Raw genomic sequence first — 18,519 nt, forward strand, 5'->3', positions numbered from 1 at the left:
GGCGGATTCGTTACAATAGCTTTTTTGCACGCTCCTTTTTCTGAACGCTCATGCCGGCAACAAAATCCGCTGCAGCAGCCGTCGAACACACGGACGCGTCCGTGCGCCCGAGGCGCACACGCGGCGGGCCCAAGGGCCTGCGCATCACCGATGTCGCCGCGCAGGCCGGTGTTTCGCCGATCACCGTCTCGCGGGTGTTCAACAACCCGGAGTCGGTGGCTCCGCAGACCCTTGAGCGGGTGCGCGAGGTCGTGCAAAAGCTCGGCTACGTGCCGAACCGGCTGGCGGGTGGTTTATCGTCCGCGCACTCGCGCCTGATTGCCGCCATCGTGCCGACCATTGCGCACTCGCTCTTTTCCGAAACCATCCAGGTTTTCAGCGAAACCATGTCGCGCGCGGGCTACGAGGTGCTGCTCGCATTGAGCGGATACAGCGCATCGAACGAGGAGACCCTGCTCGACGCGGTGCTGAGCCGCCGGCCTGAGGGCGTGCTGCTCACGGGCGTCGCCCACACCGACTGGCTGCGCGAGCGGCTGAGGAATGTCGGCATTCCCGTGGTCGAAACCTGGGAGACGACCGAGACGCCGATCGACATGCTGGTCGGCTTTTCTCACTACGAAATCGGCGCGGCCGTCGCCGGGCACTTTCTCCAGCGCGGCGCCCGCCATCCCGCGCTCATCTCGGCCAACGACGAGCGTGCGCTTGCGCGGCGCGCCGGGTTTCGCGAGCGGCTCGCGCGGGCCGGCATCCACAATGTCGCCGAAAAGATCGTCGCGCCGCCCAGTTCGGTCGAGGTGGGCAAAGGCGCACTGCCGGATCTGCTGTCCCGGGCGCCGGATATCGACGCGGTCTTCTGCGGTTCCGATCTGCTCGCGATCGGCGCGTTGGGGGCGGCGCGCCGAATGGGGCTGGCGGTGCCGTCACGACTGGCGATCTGCGGCTTCGGGGACCTGGAATTCTCCGCCGAAACCATCCCGCAGTTGACCACGGTGCGAGTGGACGGCACGCGCATTGGACTGAACGCCGCCCGCTTTTTGCTTGACCGCCTGAATGGCGGGAGAAGCCCGGACGAGCGGCGCGTTCTCGATGTGGGTTTCACGATCGTCGCGCGCGAATCGGCCTGATTGGCCAGATCGGCCAGAATGCCCGGGGCGGATCATGCCGTTCGACGCGCGGCGTTCGTGCCGGTTCAGACAGGTTGCCTGCTCAACTGCTCGGCGAACCAGTCGCACACGAAGGCGGTTCGCTCGGCTGAATGGTTGTAGATCGTGTGCTCGCCATCGGGCCAGATTTTGAGCGTCGCGTTTTCGGCCTGCGCTGCGTCCAGAAACGGTTGCTGATCTTCCAGCCGGATAAGCGGATCGTCGCCGCCGTGCAGCACGAGCAGCGGACAGCCGATGGATTCGCGCCGCGGCTCGAAACGCAGGCGTGCGAAGTTTGCCGTGATCGCATCGGGGTCGTCGTTGCCCAGCATGGCGGCGGCCTGTTCGACGAAGGTGCGGAACGGCAGTAGCGTGGGACTGGCGAGGGCGCCGTTCACGCAGCACGCGGCGATGCGCGGGTCCGCCGCCGCCGTGGACGCCGCCCACAATCCGCCGATGCTGTTGCCCCAGATGCCGGCGCGCCCGAGCGTCGCGTCGGCGGTGACGTGATCGACAAAGCGCCGGTAGGCGGCCGTAACGTCAACGTCGAGGAAGATGCCCTGTTCGAGGCGCGTTTCGCCTTGACCCGGGCCTTCGGCCAGCAGCGTTGCGAGGCCGCGCGCGGCGAGCGCGCGCGCGACGGGCCAGTAGGCGAGGCCCCATCCGCTTTGCCCGCCGAACACGATGACCGTGCCGCGCACCGGCTTCGCGCAAGGCCGGACGAGCCAGCCAATCAACTGCGCGCCGGCGAAGGGCAGTTCCACGCGCTCGATCGCTTTGTCCGACCAGTCCGCGAGACGCCGCGTCGCGCCGCTCAACTGCGCGTAGAGCGAGCGCTTGCGCGGTACGTCGTCGTTGAACGCCATCTGCGCGAATAACAGGGCGGCGATTCCGTTCGCCTGTGCGTCCGCTGCGGTGACCAGATGCCCGCCATCGGCGGCCAGCGCCGCACGCGCGAATTGTGCGGCGGCAAGCGCTTCGGCTACCGCGTCCCATTGCTCGCCGTTCGACGTCCGGGCATGAAGGGCCGTCGCATCCGCGTAGTCCATGCCGCAGTCGAGGAGCCGGGTAAGGGACATCGCCCGCTGCAACGCGAGTGTCATGGGGGAAATTTCGGTTGTCATGCTGGATTTCCTGTTCACGAAACGCGCGCGCCCACCGTGGGATTCGTCACGGCACGCGCCGTGGAATCGGCGCACCAATGGAGCTGCGTGCGGAGATCGTCGACGAGTCCACCGAGTTCCCGCAGATCCGCAACCGACCCGAACACGACGAAATCCGGCCGGCTGAGGTACGCCGCCATGCAGTGCTCGTTCAGGAATGCGCGCTGATCGCCGTCGAGATCGACAATGGCATCCGGTGCGGCCGCATCGTCGGACAGGACTGCGAAGTGGCAACCCAATTGCTTCAGGAACGCGAGCTGGCCGGCGTTGAGATAACGGGCCGGATGCTCGCGCGCGACGATCTGGAAGCCATAGCCCACCACGTCGTCGAGCCGTCCTTCCGCCGCTCCCTGGCGCACCCGCCCTTGCGGCGCCGGCGTGCCCGTGGCGGGCAGCAGCGAACCGCCGGCCTCGCGATGCACGATGCCTTGCTCGATCCTCGGGAACGGCGGCATCGGCGGCACCTTGCCCGCGCGGAACGCCTCGTCGCGTTCGGCGACCTTGTGCGGGTCGTCCTCATTGACGACCTTGCCGAGAAAGAGCGACATCTGCATGATCGCGGTGACGTGAGGCCGGCGTTCGATTTCATAGCTGTCCAGCAAGGACGGCGACGCGCGGCCGCTCAGCACGAGGTCGAGCTTCCAGGCGAGATTGATGCCGTCCCTCATGCCCGAGCAGGCGCCCTGGCCCATGTACGGCATCATGGTATGGGCGGCGTCGCCCGCGAGCAGCACGCGACCGTCGCGCCAGCGCTCGGCCATGCGCGTTTCGAAGGTATAGACGACGTGGCGCAGCATGCTCAGATCGTCCGGTCCGAGCCCGTAGCGCTCCTTCAGCCAGCGCCAGCCCGCGTTCTCCTGTTCCCAATCCGACGTCGCCTCGCCGGGGAGCACGCGCAGTTCGAAGCGCGTGCGTTTCGTGCCGATCGGCATGTGCATGTACGCGCGCTCGGGGTCGCAAAAAATCGTCGTTTTCGCGCAGGCCTCGCCCAGGTCGCGGCGGTTTTCCGAATCGAGGTTCAACCAGCGTTCGTTGTGCCCGAAGTCGGTGCGCTCGATGCCGAGCGTGCGGCGCACGAAGCTGTTGGCGCCGTCCGCGCCGATCGCGTAGCGGACCTGGAACGTGCGCGGCGCCTCGGTCCATTGCTCGTCCTGGGCGCCGCGCCACGGATGCGCGGACAGCACCACGGCGTCGCCGTCCTGCTTCAGCGTTTCGACCTCCCAGCCTCGCAGCACGGTCACGTTCCGGTAACCGCTCGCACGCGCGTCGATCGCGTCTTCGATATCGGGCTGGTAGATCGAGATGTGCGCGGGGTAGCCGCAGGCGCGTCCGCTCCAGTTCAGTTCGAGCAGCAGGTCGCCCGCGGCGTCGCGATAGTGGTACGTATCGACCGGCTTGGCGTTGCGCAATGCCTGCTCCACATCGCTGCTGGCCTGGACGATGCGCGCCGTTTCGCCGTCGATGTGCGTGAGGCGGGGGAGGCCGTAGGGCGTCGGCCAGCGTTCGATGACGACGACGCGGTAGCCGGCGCGGCCAAGCATGGATGCGGCGATGAGGCCGCTGGGGCCATAGCCGATGACCGCTACGTCGTAGTGCTCGCCACCGTGGTTCAAGCCTGGCTTCATTGAGTGTCTCCTTGATTGTGTCGATTATTCATGGCCTGCTTGTCGTGCAGGTTTGTCGTGTATCGTCGTGCGCGCGTGAGTCCCGGGTGAGTCCCGGGTGAGTCCCGGGTGAGTCCCGCGCGAGTCCCGCGTGAATCCCGCGTGAATCCTGGTTGGGCGCCACCGTTCAATGTGTGCGGGGCGGCACGCCTTCGAACGCATCCTGCAACAGCGCACGCAGGGCGTTGCGCTCGATGGCCCGCGGATTCCAGTACGGATTGGCCATGGCGATGTCGGCGGCGCGGTCGAGGTCGGCCAGCGTCATGCCGAGCGACTTGAGCGCGAGCGTGGCGCCGTTGTCGCGCGCGAGTTCGTAGAGCCCGCGCGCGGCGTCGTCGGCGCCCAGCGCGCGGGCGATCCGGCGCATGGCATCGGGGGCGGCCGCGGCGTTATACGCAAGCGCGTGCGGCAGCACGATGGTGTGCGTCTGCGCATGAGGCAGGTTGAAGCTGCCGCCTAGCGTGTGGCATAGCTTGTGATGCAGCGCCATGCCGACGTTGCCCAGAACCGTGCCGCATAGCCACGCGCCATAGAGCGCATCGCCGCGCGCGGCGAGGTCGGCCGGGTCGCGCCGGATGCCCGGCAAGCCTTGCGCGAGCGCGCGTATTCCTTCTTCCGCCATCAGGCTCATCACCGGGTTCGCGTCGCTCGCGTAGAGCCCCTCGGCCGCGTGCGCTATCGCATTGATGCCGCTCGTGACCGACAACTCGACGGGCAGCGTCACGGTCAATGCGGGGTCGTAGATCACCGTCTTCGGCAACACGCGTGGGTCGGTGCCGGTACGCTTTAGACCGTCTTCGGTCAGCCCGTAGATCGGCGTCATTTCGCTGCCCGCGTAGGTCGTGGGAATCGCGATGATCGGCATGCCGCTTTCCAGCGCGATCGCCTTGCCAAGCCCGATCGTGGAGCCGCCGCCTACCGCAATGGCGCAATCAGCGTCATGCGCCTTCGCGTAGTTGCGGGCATCGCGCGCCACCTCGACCGGAACATGCATGGTCGCCTGATCGTAGAGACCGGCCGCACGCGCCCCGAGTTGCCCGGCCACGCTTTGCGCGATCGAGCGCTGCTCGGGCGTGCAAAGAATGAGCGCACGCTTCGCCCCGAGCGCCAGCACTTCGCGCTCCAGATGGCGCAGGCTGCCCGCGCCGAAAATCACGCGTGCGGGACGCGCCTGATAAACAAACTCCATGTTGCCTCCGTCATTCGGCGAGGTAATCGACCTGGTGGCGCGCGATGCGCAGACCGGCCAGTTCTTCGCGTACCCGTGCATGTTCCGCGTGCGTCGCGTAGAGGCCGAGCGCCTCGCGCGACTCGAATTCCGCGATCAGTACGAGATCGCAGGCGTAGTCGGCCTGGCTGAAATCCGCGCCGACTTCAATGCGCGTCATGCCGGGTATGCGCCCGCGTAATCCTTCGAAAGCGGCCTTCACGCGCGCGCGTGCCTCGTTGTGCTCGTGTCCGGTCTCGCCTGCCACTTTCCACATTACGATGTGCCGGATCATGCGGCGCTTCCTTGAGGATTCAGCACGAAATCGTAGTCGAGCGTGTAGTACGGCACGTCGACGCGCGAGCCGTCCGGGGCCGTGCCCGGCCGATGCCGGACCCATTGCGCGACCAGCGTGGAGCGCACGCCGAACACCGCGTCGGAGTCGAGATAGCGGTCGCCGTCGCGGAACACGTGGGTGATGAGGGTTTCGTAGCCTCGCGCCTGAATCATGAAATGCAGGTGCGCGGGCCGCCACGGATGCCGGCCCAAGGCGCTCAGCAGCGCGCCCACGGGGCCGTCGTGCGGAATGGGATACGGTTCGGCGAGGATCGAGCGGAACGCGAAGCGGCCATCGGCGTCGGTGCGCAGCTTGCCGCGCGCCCGGTGCTCGACGGCTCCGTTGTCGCCCGGCGGCAGTTGCACGTCGTAGTGGCCATCCTCGTCGGCCTGCCAGACTTCGAGCAGGGCATTCGTAATGGCTTTCCCATCGAGTGCGCGCACCTGTCCGCGCACGAAGCAGGGTTCGCCGCGCGCGCCGTTCGAGATGTCGTCGAACGAACGGTATTCCGGGCTTCCCGTTACGTAGAACGGACCGAATACCGTGGCCTCGGTGCAGCCCGCCGGCTTCGCATGATTCTGCGCGGTCACGAGCGTGGAGAGTCCGAGCACATCCGAGAGCAGGATGAACTCCTGGCGTTTGTCGTCGGTGATATGGCCGGTCGCGGTCAGAAACGCGATCGCGGCCTGCCATTCGGCTTCGGTCAGCTTCGTTTCGCGGGCAAATGAATGCAGGTGTTGAACGAGGCTCGTGATTACCGTGTGCAGCCGTTCGTCGCGACAGCCATTCAGCGATGCGATCACCGCCTGGGTGATCGTGTCTTCGTTGAGGTTGCGCATGTCGGTTGTCTCCGGATGTTGTTTCATGATTTGTTCCGGTAAGATTAATTCCGTCCTGGTGCGGAAAAAAGACCAGTTTATGGAGTTTTGTTCTCCATCTGGCGGAGAAATCGAGTGTATGGATAAGCTGACACAAATTGAGTTCTTCATTCAGGTCGCCGAGCTGGGCAGCCTCTCGAAGGCGGCGGAGCAGCTCGGGATGTCGAGTGCGGCGGCAAGCCGGTGCCTGAACGCGCTGGAGGACCGCCTGTGCGCGCGGCTCGTCGAGCGAACGACGCGGCGTCTCTGGCTGACCGATGCGGGGCGCGAATATCACCGGCGCTGCGTCGCCGTCCTGGCCGAACTCTCCGAGGCCGACGCCGCGGTCAACGAAGCCTCCGTCAATCCGGGCGGCACGCTGCGCGTGACGGCATCGGTGTCTTTTGCGTCGATTTATATTGCTCCGGCGCTGCCCGAATTTCACCAGCGCTATCCGAACCTGAACGTACAGATCGTCGCGGCGAACCGCTATCCGGACTTCATCGAGGCCGGTATCGACGTTGCCATCCGCACCCGCGAGCACGAGGCGGATTCCAGCATCACGGTTCGCAAGCTCGCGCAGACGCGGCGGGTGCTGGCCGCATCGCCGGGCTACCTTGCCAGGCGCGGCGCGCCCGCGACGCCCGATGCGCTCGTCGAGCACGACCTGCTCGTCTATAACCTCGCCAACGACCCCTACGTGCTGCATTTCCGGCGCGGCGCGAAGCGCCAGTCGGTTGCCATCAAGAGCGTGCTCGATGCGAACGAAGGGCAGGTCATACGCGCGGCGGCGCTTGCCGGACTCGGCATCCTGATCCAGCCGCTTTACATCATTCATGGCGATATCGTCGGGGGCAAGCTCGTGCCGGTTCTGGCCGACTGGCGCTTGCCCGAGCTCACGGTCAACCTCGCGTATCAGAGCCGCCGTCATCAACCGGCCAAGATCCGCGTATTCACGGAGTTTCTGATCGAGCGCTTCGAGCGGCTAGGCTTCGCGCGCAAGTGGAACGACGTCGTGCAGTAGAGGGCAACGCTGGCCTCGCCATTTATCCAGCGTGGCCATGCATTAAATTCAGGCATACGAAATAAAAATTGCCGATAGAGACGCCGCGCCGAATCTCCGGCGTGCGCCGATTCGCCCGCTCATTCTCCTCCAGCTAGTGTCAAGCCGAATTTCTCCACCGAACGGAGAAGTGTTCTCCCCATGGGGACTTTTTCGCCGTTCGGGCTCGCTTTACAGTGCGTTTGCCCAGAACGCATGCCCAGGCGTCACGGCGAAATCAGCGGCGGCGGACTTTCAGGTGCGCCCCGTGACACGCAAAAAAACCAACGATTACAAGGTCTGGAGACACCATGACGTCCACCTTCACCCGCCTGTTCGGTGCGGGATTGATCGCGTCCGCGATCGCAGCTTCCGTCCATGCAACGGAGAGCGGACAAATCAGCTATCCGTTTGGCGTCAATACCGTGCTGAACGGTTTGCTGCCCCCGCCCGGCGCCACGCAGTATTTCAATTATTCGCTTTACTATTCGGCCAATAAATTCGCGGGCGCGAATGGCAATAACGCCGTGCCGGGTTTCCATCTGAGCGTCGTGGCGGAAACGCCGCGTGTCGTGCATACATGGGGCGCGACATTGGGACCGTTCACCGTTTCGAGCAGTGCCATCGTCCCAATCCTTGACCTGCATCTGTCGACGCCTGGCGGGACCGGCAACCGGGCCGCGCTTGGCGATGTGATTCTCGAACCCCTGATGCTGGGCTATACCAACTCGTCGAACACGCTGTTCGCGTTCTTTTCGCCTTCGTTCGCCGTGCCGAGCGGGGCGTATTCAGCCAACCGCATTGCCAACACCGGAACCAACACTTACGCCTTCTTGCCTTATCTCAGCGTGACCTGGTTTCCTCGTCCCGCCTGGGAGATTTCAACCACGACGCTGGTGGAAACGAACTCGCCGGACCATGCCACCCATTACCACTCGGGAGCGGTCGCGGTGCTCGATTACCTGGTCGGCTATTCGGTCAACCAGCGCCTGCAACTAGGCGTGCAGGGCACGTTTCTCAAGCAATTCACCGACGATACGCAGGACGGCGTCAAAGTCGGATCCGATGGCTTTCGCGGACAGGCGGTCGCGATCGGACCGCAATTGCGCTACATGTGGGGGCCGGCTTCGGGAATCGTCGTGAAGTATCAGCGTGAGTTCGCGGTGCGCAACCGGTCGCAAGGCAACAAGCTGTGGGTTCAGTTCAGCTTTCCGCTCTAGTTTTCGGGAGCCTGGCGGCTTGAGCTTCCTGGCGGCAGCGGGCGGTGCGCCTCGCGCGTCTTTGGCGGACGCCGCCCGTGCCCTCAAAAAATCGATCGTCCGGTTCGCGTGGTCAACCATTCCAGCGCCAGCGAACCCACCTGCGAATTGCCGTTCGCGTCGAGCCCCGGCGACCACACGCACACCGCGAACTCGCCTGGCAGCACCGCGACGATCCCGCCGCCCACGCCGCTCTTGGCCGGCAAGCCGACGCGATAAACGAAGTCGCCCGCCGCATCGTAAGTGCCGCACGTCAGCATGAGCGCCGAAAGCCGTTTGGCCGAACTGGCATCGAGCACCTGCTCGCCGCTCACGGGCGACACGCCGCCGTTCGCGAGGAACAGCGCCGCGCGCGCCAGCTCCACGCAGCTCATCGAGATCGCGCACTGGCGGCAATAAGCATCGATCACCGCATCGGCGGCCATCTCCAGGTTGCCGAAGCTCGCGATGAAATGCGCCATGGCGCGGTTGCGCTCGGCGTGCGCGAGTTCCGACTGCGCAACCTTGAGGTCGTAACCGATGCCGCCTTCGCCCGAGAGCCGCCGTACGAAATCCACCAGCGCCGTTTCCGCCTGCACGAAGCGGCGGCACAGCACATCGGTGACCACGAGCGCGCCCGCGTTGATGAACGGATTGCGCGGTTTGCCGCTTTCGAATTCGAGCTGCACGAGCGAATTGAATGCCGTGCCCGACGGCTCGCGGCCCACGCGTTCCCACAGGGCGTCGCCGAGCAGCTGGAATGCCAGCGTGCAGGCAAACAGCTTGGAGATGCTCTGGATCGAGAAGCGCACGTCGGCGTCGCCGGTCCGATGGACCTGGCCGTCGACGGTGACGATCGCCATGCCGAAATGATCGGCCCTCACGGTGGCGAGTTCGGGGATGTAGTCGGCGACACGGCCACGGCCGATGTGCGGTTGCAGGTCGCGGTGGATCGCGTCGAGGATGGGCGTGTAGTTCATGGACATCGCGAGATAGGGCGGCGCGGCCAGGCGCGTGCCGCAGTCCGGCGATTGTAGCGACTCGGGCGCGGTGGCGCGACTGCAACGATCGACGCTTGTGCAAGAATGTCGCCGCGCCCGATAAAATGCGTTGGCCGCGACGTCGTCGCAAATTGATGCGATATCAATGAAAACCGCTATGGACTCCAGAGGAATGGCATGAGCAAGGACGCGATCGTTCTCGGTGCGGGCATCGTCGGCGTGAGCGTCGCGCTGCATCTGCAGGCGCGCGGCGTGAACGTCACGCTGGTGGACCGGCGCGCGCCCGGCGAGGAAACCAGTTACGGCAACGCGGGGCTGATCGAGGCGTCGTCGGTGGTGCCGTATGGCTTTCCGCGCGACTGGCGCACGTTGCTGCGACTCGCGCGCAATGACTCGACGATGCTGCGCTACGACGCGCGTTCGCTGCCGGCCTACGCACGCTGGCTCGCCGCGTTCTGGCGCGAGTCGGCGCCGCAGCGGCTGGCGGGCGCGGCGCGCGATATGCTGCCGCTCATCTCGCGCTGCGTCGCCGAACACGAAGCGCTCATCGCGCGCACCGATCTGCGTGCGCTCGTGCGCCCGATCGGCTGGCTGCAAGCGTATCGCTCGCCGCAGGCGTTCGAGCGCGAGCGCGAAGCGGCGCAACGGCTGGCCGACGAACATCATCTCCGTACGGAAGTTTTCGACGCCGCGGGACTGCGCGCCGCCGAACCATCGCTAAACGAAGGCTACGCGGGCGCGATCCACTGGATCGACCCGGCGAGCGTGGCCGATCCCGGCGCGCTCGTGAAGGGCTATGCGCAGTTGTTCCTGCGCGAAGGCGGCCGTTTCGCAACGGGCGATGCGCGCACGTTACGCGCACAGGGCGGCGGCTGGCAGGTGCAGACCGACGATGGTCCGCTCGCCGCCGAACTGGCCGTCGTGGCCATGGGGCCGTGGTCGGATCAGGTGACGGCGCCGCTCGGCTACCGCGTGCCGCTCATGGCCAAGCGCGGCTATCACATGCACTACGCGAGCGCGGCGGGCGCGCCGCTGCTGCGTCCGGTCGTGGATATCGAGGGCGGTTACGTGGTCGCGCCGATGCGCCAGGGCCTGCGCCTGACGACCGGCGTGGAGCTGGCCACACGAAATCGGCCGCCCAACTACGCGCAGCTCGACGCCGCCGAGCGCGCCGCGCGGCCCGTGTTCGGACTCGGCGAGCGCATCGACGACATGCCGTGGATGGGCATGCGCCCCTGCACGCCGGATATGCGTCCGGTGCTCGGGCCGGCACCGCGTCACGCGGGGCTATGGTTCGCGTTCGGCCACAACCATCATGGCCTCACGCTCGGCCCGGTGTCGGGGCGCCTCGTCGCCGAGCAGATCATGGGCGAGAGGCCTTTTACCGATCCCGCACCGTACTCGCCCACGCGCTTCGCCTGAACGCGCGGGCCTGCAATATCGGCGCATCGACACATCGTCAATGCGCGCCGGCCGCGCCGCCACCGCCGCCGCGCGTCGATTTCGTGATCCAGATGAGCGGAATGATCGCGAGAAAAATGATCGCCGAGATATAGAAGATATCGTTCAGGCCCATCATGGCGGCCTGCGTCGTCAACTGGAAATCGAACAGCGCGCGCGCCGACGGCTCGCTCAGATGCAGCACCGTTTGCGTATTCTCGATCGACTGACGGAACACGGGATTGTCGATCGAGGCCTGTTCGGTGAGGCGTTCGTGATGGAGCACCGTGCGGTTGTTCCAGGCGTTCGTCGCGATCGAGGTGCCCACCGCGCCGCAGAACACGCGCACGAAGTTCGACAGGCCCGCCGCCGCCGGTATCCGCCCAGGCGGCTGCCCCGCGAGAATGATCGCGGTCAGCGGCACGAAGAACAGCGCCATCGGAATGCCTTGCAGCAGCGTGGGCAGCACGAGATGGAACGTGTCGATTTCGATCACGTATTTCGAGCGCATGAAGAACACGACGGCGAACAGCACGAACGCACAGGTCGCGATGACGCGCGCATCCGAGCGCGGCAGGATGCGGCCCACGACCGGCGCGAGAATCACGGCAAAGACGCCGAGTGGCGCGGTGACCAGCCCCGCGTCCACGGAGCGATAGTTCAGATACTCCTGCATCCACTGCGGCAATAACACGAGATTGCCGAAGAACACGCCATACGCCACCGAAATCGCAATCGTGCCGCCCAGGAAGTTGCGCTGACCGAATAGCCGCAGATCGACGATCGGATTCGGTTCGGTCAATTCCCAGACGAGGAAGAACGCGAAGCTGACCAGCGCCACGACGCCCAGCCCGACGATCACCGGCGAATTGAACCAGTCGAGGTCTTTGCCCTTGTCGAGCAGGATCTGCAGCGACGCGACCCACGCAATCAGCAGGCCCAGGCCGACGATGTCGATGGGCGGCTTGCGCGTCGGCGATTCGCGGTTGCGGTAGATGTTCCACGTCACGAAGCCCGCGAACAGCCCGACCGGGATATTGATGTAGAAGATCCACGACCAGTTGTAGCTGTCCGTGATCCAGCCGCCGAGCGCCGGGCCGGCGATCGGGCCGACGGTCGTCGTCATGGCCCAGAACGCGAGCGCGGTCGACGATTTGTCCTTGGGCCAGGAGCCGAGCAGGATGGCCTGCGAAAGCGGAATCAGCGGTCCGGCCACCGCGCCCTGCAAGACACGCGCGATCAGCAGGAAGGGCAGGCTCGGCGCGATGCCGCACAGCCACGAGGCGAGTACGAACGAGAGAATCGAGGCCACGAACAGGCGCACCTGGCCGAAGCGCTGGGTGAGCCAGCCCGTGAGCGGAATCGACACGGCGTTGGCTGCGGCGAACACGGTGATGACCCAGGTGCCTTCGTCCACCGACACGCCGAGGTCGCCCGAGATCGTCGGAATGGCGACGTTGGCGATCGACGTGTCCAGCACGTTCATGAAGGTCGCGAGCGCCACCGCGATGGTCGCGAGAATCAGTCGGCCGCCTTCGAGCGGCGGGGGCGGTGCGGGGGGCTTGGGCGGCGTGGCCGGGACGGCGGGCTGGTTCAAACGTCTTCTCCGCGTGTTTCGGTGCTGCAAAACAGGGAAGGCCCGCGCGCGGCGGGCCGGTTTTGCGGCAAGGATAACCGCAATCGCCCAAGCCCATGGACGGGCGTGCAAGCATCCCCACGCGGCGAAGGGGCTTGGTGGCGGCGTGGGCGCGTGCGGGCGTGGCGCTTACCGTTTCCTTTCGACTTGCGGTCGCGCCGACGCGCGCTGCAAGCCCGGCGTATCCTTGCGGCTGGCGCGGAAGATCGCAGGCGCGATGCCTGTGGCTCGGCCTCCGCGCGCTTTCCGCATGATTTGAAACACGCCCACAGGGGATCTCAAGAATGAGCTGGGAACAATTCGATGGTGGCTGGCGTCTGGCGCCGGCCGAAGGCGCCGCGCGTTCGCTGGTCGTGCTGCTGCACGGCGTGGGCAGCAACGCACGCGATCTGATGCCGCTCGCCGACGCATGGCGTGACGCGCTGCCCGGCGTCGCGTTCGCGTCGCTCGACGGCAGCGAGCCGTTCGACGGTGGCTTTGGCGGCCGTCAGTGGTTCAGCCTGCGCGACGTGAGCGAAGTGAATCGCGGCGCGCGCGTGGCCGCCGCCGCGCCGATCCTGCAAAAACGTCTCGCCGATGAACTCGCGCATTGGGGCCTGGGCTTCGACGCGCTCGCGCTGGTGGGTTTCTCGCAGGGCTCGATCATGTCGCTCTATCTGGTGGCGACGGAGCCTGTCGGCCTCGCGGGCGTGGTCGCTTACGCCGGACGCCTGTCGGCGCCGGTCGTCGCGCAAAACCGCACGCCGCTCACGCTCGTGCATGGCGAAGACGACACCGTGATTCCCGTGCAGGAACTCGAACGCGCCGCCAACGCGTTCAGCGACGCGGGCTATGCGGTGGCCGCCTACGTGCTGCCGGGCGTCGGTCACACGATCACGGCGCAGGGCGCGATGCTGGGCCGCGACGCGCTGGTGAGCGCGCTGGGTTAAATCGCGCCACAGTCACGCGTCGAGCGGCGTGCGCCGCGCGTTGTCAATCTGCTCAGGCCGCACGACGTGGCGGCCTGACGCATTTTTTCCACACTTCGCGTTTAAGCTGCCCGGTTATTTCTGTTGCGGTTAAAGTCTCGGCCGCTCCATGCCGTAAACAGAGCCAATGGGCCGTCGAGGCCCCATGCGCCCGGTACACGCCGCGTTAAACGTCAATGGTCAGCGGAATTGTCCCAGTGGGGACTGGATAGTTCAGCTGAAGGTTTCTTATCGTCCCTGTTTATTCAGACGATTGTTTTGACGACGTAGCGCCGGGTTCGAATTCCGGGAGCGTGCCGTCGGCACGCGCGCTCCTCATACACAACGACGACATGGCCCGAGCCACGCGGCAACCTTCGCTTCTGCACAAATTGTCCCGCCACACCGACCGCAACACGGTGGCGGTCGACCTCGGCACGGCCAATACGCTGATCTACACGGCGGACAAGGGCATCGTGCTCGACCAGCCTTCCGTCGTCTGTTTCGAACGCAATGGCTACAAGGGCAAGGGCGCTGAGGCGAGCGTCGCCGCCGTGGGTACCCAGGCCAAGGCGCTGGTCGGGCGCGCGCCGCAAAATCTGGAAACGGTGAAGCCGTTGTCGCATGGCGTGATCGCCGACTTTCTCGCGGCCGAGCACATGATGCGCCGCTTCGTCGCCATGGCGCGTCCGCGCCGCCTTCTGAGCCGTCGTTCGGCGTTCACGGTCTGCGTGCCGGGCAACGCCACGCGCGTGGAGCGCCGCGCGATCCGCGAGGCGGCTTTCGCCTCGGGCGCGGCCAGTGTGAACCTGATTGACGAATCGCTGGCGTCCGCGCTGGGCGCGGGCCTGCCGGTGGGCGCGGCGACTGGATCGATGGTTGTCGATATCGGCGGCGGCACCACCGAAGTGGGGGTGATCGCGCTGGGCAGCGTGGCGTGTGGCGGGTCGCTGCGCGTGGGCGGCGACCAGTTCGACCGCGCCATCATCGAGCACGTGCGCAACCTCTACGGCGTGATCCTCGGCGAGCAAACCGCCGAGCATCTGAAAATGACCATCGGCAGCGCGCTGCGCGGCGAGCCGATCGAGCACATGCGCGCGACGGGCCGCAGCCTCGACGACGGCCTGCCGCGCACCATCGAAGTCAGCAGCGAGGATATCGCCGACGCGCTGGCGTTCCCGCTGCGTCAGGTGATCGGCGTGGTGCGCCGGGTGTTCGAGAGCGCGCCGCCCGAACTCGTGACGGATATCGCCGATCGCGGCATCGTGCTGACCGGCGGCGGCGCGTTGCTGGGCCGCCTCGACCAGTGCTTCGCGGCCGAATTGGGCGTGCCCGTGCGCGTGGCCGACGCGCCGCTGACCTGCGCCGTGCGCGGCGCGGGCGCAGCCGCTGCGGGGGCCGTGGCGGCGGACCAGCCGGCCTTCAGCGCCTACGACTGATCGCTGCGCGGCTCGGGCTGCGAGAGCCGCCGAAAGTCGGGCAAGGCGGGGCGGGCGCGCTCGTGCGACAATACGCGTCTTTTGCTTTTCCATTACCCCGAATTACGTCGGACGCCGCAGCGTGGTTGCCGTGTTGTTTCGCTAGCGCCGTTCCTTCGTCAGCTTTCGTCAGTCATCATCCAGCCGTGAATCAAGCCGTATTTCCCGCTCCCGGGTCGTTCGTCGAACTGCCCGGCGGGCAGCCCATGCCCTATGTCGAATCCGGTAAGGGCGAATTGCTCCTTTTTATCCACGGGTCGCTTTGCGACTATCGCTACTGGCAGCCGCAGCTTGCGGGCCTGGGCGAGCACTACCGTTGCGTGTCCGTGAGCCTCACGCACTATTGGCCCGCGCCCGACAGCGCGCGCGGCGAGCCGTTTAGCTGGAGCCGCCACGCCGACGAGGTCGCGCAGTTCATCGATGCCCTCGGCGCGGGACCGGCGCATGTGATCGGCCATTCGCGCGGCGGCGCGGTCGCATATCAGTTCGCGCGCCGCTATCCGCAGCATCTGCAGTCGCTAACGCTCGCCGACCCCGGCGGCCCGGTGCAGCAGCCCGGCCAGAGCCTCGCGAAGCTGCCCGAGACGGTCAACGCGCTGCGTGCCCGCGCCGTGCAACTGATCGATTCGGGCGACGTGGACGGCGGCCTGGAACTGTTCGTCGATTCGGTGAGCCGCCCTGGTTTCTGGGCCAAAAGCACGCATTCGTTCCGCCGCATGGCGATCGACAACGCACACACGCTGGGGCCCCAGTTCCTCGACCCGCTCGCCGCTTACACGCGCGAGGAGGCCGCCGAGGTGACGTGCCCCGTGCTGCTGATCGACGGTGAGTTGAGTCCGGCGATGTTTCAGCGCGCCGCTGCGGCGCTGGAGGAATGGATGCCCGACGCGCGTCGCGCGACGGTGGAGGGCGCCTCGCACGGCATGAATCTCGCGCGGCCTGCCGCCTTCAACGATCTGATCGATCAGTTCGCGAGCGGTCACGGACGCTGATTTTCGTCGATGGACGTCGGTAGCACATGATGGCCGCGCAATGCGGCCATCTTCGCTCGCGCCTTGATGCATGGCACTGCGAACTAATTTTCGCCCTGAAAAACCCCGCGCAAATGGCGCGAAATTCATCATGAAGCATCGGTCACTGCAAACGGCCCGGGTGGCCTGAACGCCTCTGCAGCCACTGCGGCCGCGGCAATAGCGACGCGAGTGGCGGGGCAACCGGGCGAGCGTGGGGGGCTTAATCGCGGCCGTGCGCGTGCGCGTCGAGCTTGTTCTCGGCGGCTTCGCCAACGAGGCCCGCGTAGTACAGATGCACGCCGATGGCGAGCGAGTCGTTGCGGATTTCGTGGAAGGCCTTCCATGCCTTCACCGGATCCTTGAATACGAGGTAGTGCGCTTCCTGCGAGACGAGGCGTGCGACCTGGTGCAGGCCGTGGCCGTGCAGGGCCGCGACGAGTGCGTCGAGGCTCGCGTGCGTGCGCGCGTCGGTGCGCGGGTAGAGCATGTGGAGCACCGCTACGCGTTCCGAAGCGAGGGCCGCTGAAAGCGCGACGACGATGTCCTGGTGATTGAGAGCCGTAACGACGGCGCCCTCTGCAAGTTCGTCTTCAGCGAACAGGGTATCGATCGAGATGTTCATCTGTTCTTTCCTTACGTTTTGCGTACAGCGCGTGTGGCCTAAGTAAAAAAGGCCCGCCAAAAAGGAAGGCGGGCCGAAAGATGCATGCAAGACAGGGGAAGTCAATGCATGTCAACCAGTATCGCAGATACCGAGCGTTCATGTTGCGCTGCACCGGCAAAATATTGTTGCATAAATCGGGATTAAGCAAGCTGCAAGCATTCAATGTTGTTGATCTGAAGAGGCATTGTTGCTGGCCCCGCTATCAATCGCGGCTGCGACGCGGCGTAAAATGCGGCAAGTGGTCGCAGTGAAGCCGCGCCGGAAGGGCGTTGTGCGGCGCTGCGTCGTGCGAAGTAACGGCACTTGAGTGCAATTGAATGCAAATGCAAGGACAGGACATGATCGATTCGAAGACACACGCCACACTCACGATCCCCGGCCACGCTGAAGGCGTCGAGCTGCCGGTCTACAAGGGCACGCAAGGCCCGGACGTGATCGATATCCGCAAGCTGTACGGCCAGACCGGCATGTTCACGTACGACCCGGGCTTCATGTCCACGGCGGCATGCAACTCGGCGATCACCTACATCGACGGCGACAAGGGCGAGCTGCTGTATCGCGGCTACCCGATCGACAACCTCGCGCAGAACGCCGACTTCCTCGAAAGCTGCTACCTGCTCCTGAAGGGCGAACTGCCGACGCAAAAGCAGAAGGACGAGTTCGTCGCGACCGTCACGAACCACACGATGGTTCACGAGCAGATGCACTTCTTCTTCCGCGGCTTCCGTCGCGACGCGCACCCGATGGCGATCCTGGTCGCGGCGGTCGGCGCGCTGTCGGCCTTCTATCACGACTCGCTCGACATCAACGATCCGCAGCATCGTGAAGTCTCCGCGATCCGCATGATCGCCAAGCTGCCCACGCTCGTCGCGATGGCGTACAAGTACACGGTCGGCCAGCCCTTCGTGTATCCGCGCAACGACCTCTCGTACAGCGCGAACTTCATGCAGATGATGTTCTCGACGCCGAGCGAGGAGTACAAGGTCAACGACGTGCTGGTGCGCGCGCTCGACCGCATCCTGATCCTGCACGCCGATCACGAACAGAACGCCTCGACCTCGACGGTGCGTCTGGCGGGTTCCTCGGGTGCGAACCCGTTTGCGTGTATCGCGGCCGGTATCGCCTGTCTGTGGGGCCCGGCGCACGGCGGCGCGAACGAAGCCGCGCTGAACATGCTCGAAGAGATTGGCTCGGTCGACAACATCCCGAAGTTCATCGAGCAGGTGAAGGACAAGAATTCGGGCGTGAAGCTGATGGGCTTTGGCCACCGCGTCTACAAGAATTACGATCCGCGCGCCAAGCTGATGCGCGAAACGTGCCACGAAGTGCTCGAAGAACTGGGCCTGCACGACGATCCGCTGTTCAAGCTGGCGATGGCGCTCGAAAAGATCGCGCTCGAAGACGAATACTTCGTGTCGCGCAAGCTCTACCCGAACGTCGACTTCTACTCGGGCATCGTGCAGCGCGCGCTGGGCATCCCCACCGCCATGTTCACCTGCATCTTTGCGATGGCGCGCACGGTGGGCTGGATTGCGCAATGGAACGAAATGATCGCCGATCCGGAGCAGAAGATCGGCCGTCCGCGTCAGCTCTTCGTCGGCAATGCGGCGCGCGAAGCGAAGCCGATCGCACAACGTTAATCCCACTGACCACGGGTTTTCGCTAATGCGTAAGCACGCAAATAAGCACG

16 protein-coding genes are annotated in these 18,519 nt (G+C 65.6%); 8 read left to right on the top strand and 8 right to left on the bottom strand.

The genetic code is table 11. The features are described 5' to 3' along the window. Positions 1 to 50 precede the first annotated feature (50 nt). Positions 51 to 1,124 (top strand): LacI family DNA-binding transcriptional regulator, encoded by a 1,074-nt coding sequence (locus B0G62_RS07335; protein WP_103703487.1) that lies wholly within the window; start codon positions 51 to 53, stop codon positions 1,122 to 1,124. A 65-nt stretch (positions 1,125 to 1,189) separates the two neighbouring features. Here B0G62_RS07335 and B0G62_RS07340 read toward each other — a convergent pair whose 3' ends face one another. From B0G62_RS07340 to B0G62_RS07360, 5 genes are all read right to left on the bottom strand, one after another. After that, positions 1,190 to 2,266 (bottom strand): alpha/beta hydrolase family protein, encoded by a 1,077-nt coding sequence (locus B0G62_RS07340; protein ID WP_103703488.1) that lies wholly within the window; start codon positions 2,264 to 2,266, stop codon positions 1,190 to 1,192. Positions 2,267 to 2,280: 14 nt separating this feature from the next. Further along, positions 2,281 to 3,930: a bifunctional 3-(3-hydroxy-phenyl)propionate/3-hydroxycinnamic acid hydroxylase MhpA gene (gene mhpA / locus B0G62_RS07345; protein ID WP_103703489.1), complete on the bottom strand. Its 1,650-nt coding sequence runs from the start codon at positions 3,928 to 3,930 to the stop codon at positions 2,281 to 2,283. Between the two features lie 166 nt (positions 3,931 to 4,096). Continuing rightward, complete coding sequence (locus tag B0G62_RS07350; RefSeq protein ID WP_103703490.1) at positions 4,097 to 5,158, bottom strand: maleylacetate reductase; 1,062 nt, start codon at positions 5,156 to 5,158, stop codon at positions 4,097 to 4,099. Between the two features lie 10 nt (positions 5,159 to 5,168). Beyond that, positions 5,169 to 5,471, bottom strand: coding sequence for a Dabb family protein (locus tag B0G62_RS07355; protein ID WP_103703491.1), 303 nt, complete (start codon positions 5,469 to 5,471; stop codon positions 5,169 to 5,171). Continuing rightward, positions 5,468 to 6,352 (bottom strand): intradiol ring-cleavage dioxygenase, encoded by an 885-nt coding sequence (locus tag B0G62_RS07360; protein ID WP_103703672.1) that lies wholly within the window; start codon positions 6,350 to 6,352, stop codon positions 5,468 to 5,470. The genes B0G62_RS07355 and B0G62_RS07360 overlap by 4 nt, the downstream gene beginning before the upstream one ends. Before the next feature lie 118 nt (positions 6,353 to 6,470). Between B0G62_RS07360 and B0G62_RS07365 the strand changes: the two genes are divergently transcribed. Together B0G62_RS07365 and B0G62_RS07370 are read left to right on the top strand one after the other, a co-directional pair. Next, positions 6,471 to 7,394, top strand: a complete 924-nt coding sequence (locus B0G62_RS07365; protein WP_103703492.1) for a LysR family transcriptional regulator — start codon at positions 6,471 to 6,473, stop codon at positions 7,392 to 7,394. A 329-nt stretch (positions 7,395 to 7,723) separates the two neighbouring features. Beyond that, positions 7,724 to 8,632, top strand: coding sequence for a SphA family protein (locus B0G62_RS07370; protein ID WP_103703493.1), 909 nt, complete (start codon positions 7,724 to 7,726; stop codon positions 8,630 to 8,632). An 83-nt stretch (positions 8,633 to 8,715) separates the two neighbouring features. On the opposite strand, the gene B0G62_RS07375 is transcribed toward B0G62_RS07370, so the two are convergent. Beyond that, positions 8,716 to 9,630, bottom strand: coding sequence for a glutaminase (locus B0G62_RS07375; protein ID WP_103703673.1), 915 nt, complete (start codon positions 9,628 to 9,630; stop codon positions 8,716 to 8,718). A 198-nt stretch (positions 9,631 to 9,828) separates the two neighbouring features. Here B0G62_RS07375 and B0G62_RS07380 point away from each other — a divergent pair, with 198 nt between their 5' ends. Then, a complete protein-coding gene (locus tag B0G62_RS07380; protein WP_103703494.1) occupies positions 9,829 to 11,073 on the top strand; it encodes an NAD(P)/FAD-dependent oxidoreductase in 1,245 nt (414 codons plus the stop codon). A 37-nt stretch (positions 11,074 to 11,110) separates the two neighbouring features. Here B0G62_RS07380 and B0G62_RS07385 read toward each other — a convergent pair whose 3' ends face one another. Continuing rightward, a complete protein-coding gene (locus B0G62_RS07385; RefSeq protein WP_103703495.1) occupies positions 11,111 to 12,688 on the bottom strand; it encodes a DHA2 family efflux MFS transporter permease subunit in 1,578 nt (525 codons plus the stop codon). Positions 12,689 to 13,011: 323 nt separating this feature from the next. Between B0G62_RS07385 and B0G62_RS07390 the strand changes: the two genes are divergently transcribed. The 3 genes from B0G62_RS07390 (at position 13,012) to B0G62_RS07400 (ending at position 16,144) form a co-directional block, all read left to right on the top strand. Beyond that, positions 13,012 to 13,656, top strand: coding sequence for an alpha/beta hydrolase (locus B0G62_RS07390; RefSeq protein WP_103703496.1), 645 nt, complete (start codon positions 13,012 to 13,014; stop codon positions 13,654 to 13,656). 371 nt (positions 13,657 to 14,027) lie between these two features. Then, positions 14,028 to 15,113 carry a rod shape-determining protein gene (gene mreB, locus B0G62_RS07395; RefSeq protein ID WP_103703497.1) on the top strand — a complete coding sequence of 362 codons (1,086 nt, stop codon included), beginning with the start codon at positions 14,028 to 14,030 and terminating at the stop codon, positions 15,111 to 15,113. A gap of 245 nt (positions 15,114 to 15,358) precedes the next feature. Next, positions 15,359 to 16,144 (top strand): alpha/beta fold hydrolase, encoded by a 786-nt coding sequence (locus B0G62_RS07400; RefSeq protein ID WP_103703498.1) that lies wholly within the window; start codon positions 15,359 to 15,361, stop codon positions 16,142 to 16,144. 241 nt (positions 16,145 to 16,385) lie between these two features. Here the strand turns inward: B0G62_RS07400 and B0G62_RS07405 are convergent, their stop codons facing one another. Next, positions 16,386 to 16,787, bottom strand: a complete 402-nt coding sequence (locus B0G62_RS07405; RefSeq protein ID WP_103703499.1) for a hypothetical protein — start codon at positions 16,785 to 16,787, stop codon at positions 16,386 to 16,388. A gap of 380 nt (positions 16,788 to 17,167) precedes the next feature. Here B0G62_RS07405 and gltA point away from each other — a divergent pair, with 380 nt between their 5' ends. Continuing rightward, a complete protein-coding gene (gene gltA, locus B0G62_RS07410) occupies positions 17,168 to 18,469 on the top strand; it encodes a citrate synthase (RefSeq protein ID WP_103703674.1) in 1,302 nt (433 codons plus the stop codon). The last annotated feature ends 50 nt before the right edge of the window (positions 18,470 to 18,519 follow it).

This window comes from Paraburkholderia eburnea, assembly GCF_002917095.1.
Classification (GTDB): Bacteria; Pseudomonadota; Gammaproteobacteria; order Burkholderiales; family Burkholderiaceae; genus Paraburkholderia; species Paraburkholderia eburnea.

Bases quoted from the DNA above. Each gene is read 5' to 3' on its own strand.
- B0G62_RS07335 (WP_103703487.1), top strand. From the start codon at position 51: ATGCCGGCAACAAAATCCGCTGCAGCAGCCGTCGAACACACGGACGCG.
- B0G62_RS07340 (WP_103703488.1), bottom strand. From the start codon at position 2,266: ATGACAACCGAAATTTCCCCCATGACACTCGCGTTGCAGCGGGCGATG.
- mhpA (WP_103703489.1), bottom strand. From the start codon at position 3,930: ATGAAGCCAGGCTTGAACCACGGTGGCGAGCACTACGACGTAGCGGTC.
- B0G62_RS07350 (WP_103703490.1), bottom strand. From the start codon at position 5,158: ATGGAGTTTGTTTATCAGGCGCGTCCCGCACGCGTGATTTTCGGCGCG.
- B0G62_RS07355 (WP_103703491.1), bottom strand. From the start codon at position 5,471: ATGATCCGGCACATCGTAATGTGGAAAGTGGCAGGCGAGACCGGACAC.
- B0G62_RS07360 (WP_103703672.1), bottom strand. From the start codon at position 6,352: ATGCGCAACCTCAACGAAGACACGATCACCCAGGCGGTGATCGCATCG.
- B0G62_RS07365 (WP_103703492.1), top strand. From the start codon at position 6,471: ATGGATAAGCTGACACAAATTGAGTTCTTCATTCAGGTCGCCGAGCTG.
- B0G62_RS07370 (WP_103703493.1), top strand. From the start codon at position 7,724: ATGACGTCCACCTTCACCCGCCTGTTCGGTGCGGGATTGATCGCGTCC.
- B0G62_RS07375 (WP_103703673.1), bottom strand. From the start codon at position 9,630: ATGAACTACACGCCCATCCTCGACGCGATCCACCGCGACCTGCAACCG.
- B0G62_RS07380 (WP_103703494.1), top strand. From the start codon at position 9,829: ATGAGCAAGGACGCGATCGTTCTCGGTGCGGGCATCGTCGGCGTGAGC.
- B0G62_RS07390 (WP_103703496.1), top strand. From the start codon at position 13,012: ATGAGCTGGGAACAATTCGATGGTGGCTGGCGTCTGGCGCCGGCCGAA.
- mreB (WP_103703497.1), top strand. From the start codon at position 14,028: ATGGCCCGAGCCACGCGGCAACCTTCGCTTCTGCACAAATTGTCCCGC.
- B0G62_RS07400 (WP_103703498.1), top strand. From the start codon at position 15,359: ATGCCCTATGTCGAATCCGGTAAGGGCGAATTGCTCCTTTTTATCCAC.
- B0G62_RS07405 (WP_103703499.1), bottom strand. From the start codon at position 16,787: ATGAACATCTCGATCGATACCCTGTTCGCTGAAGACGAACTTGCAGAG.
- gltA (WP_103703674.1), top strand. From the start codon at position 17,168: ATGATCGATTCGAAGACACACGCCACACTCACGATCCCCGGCCACGCT.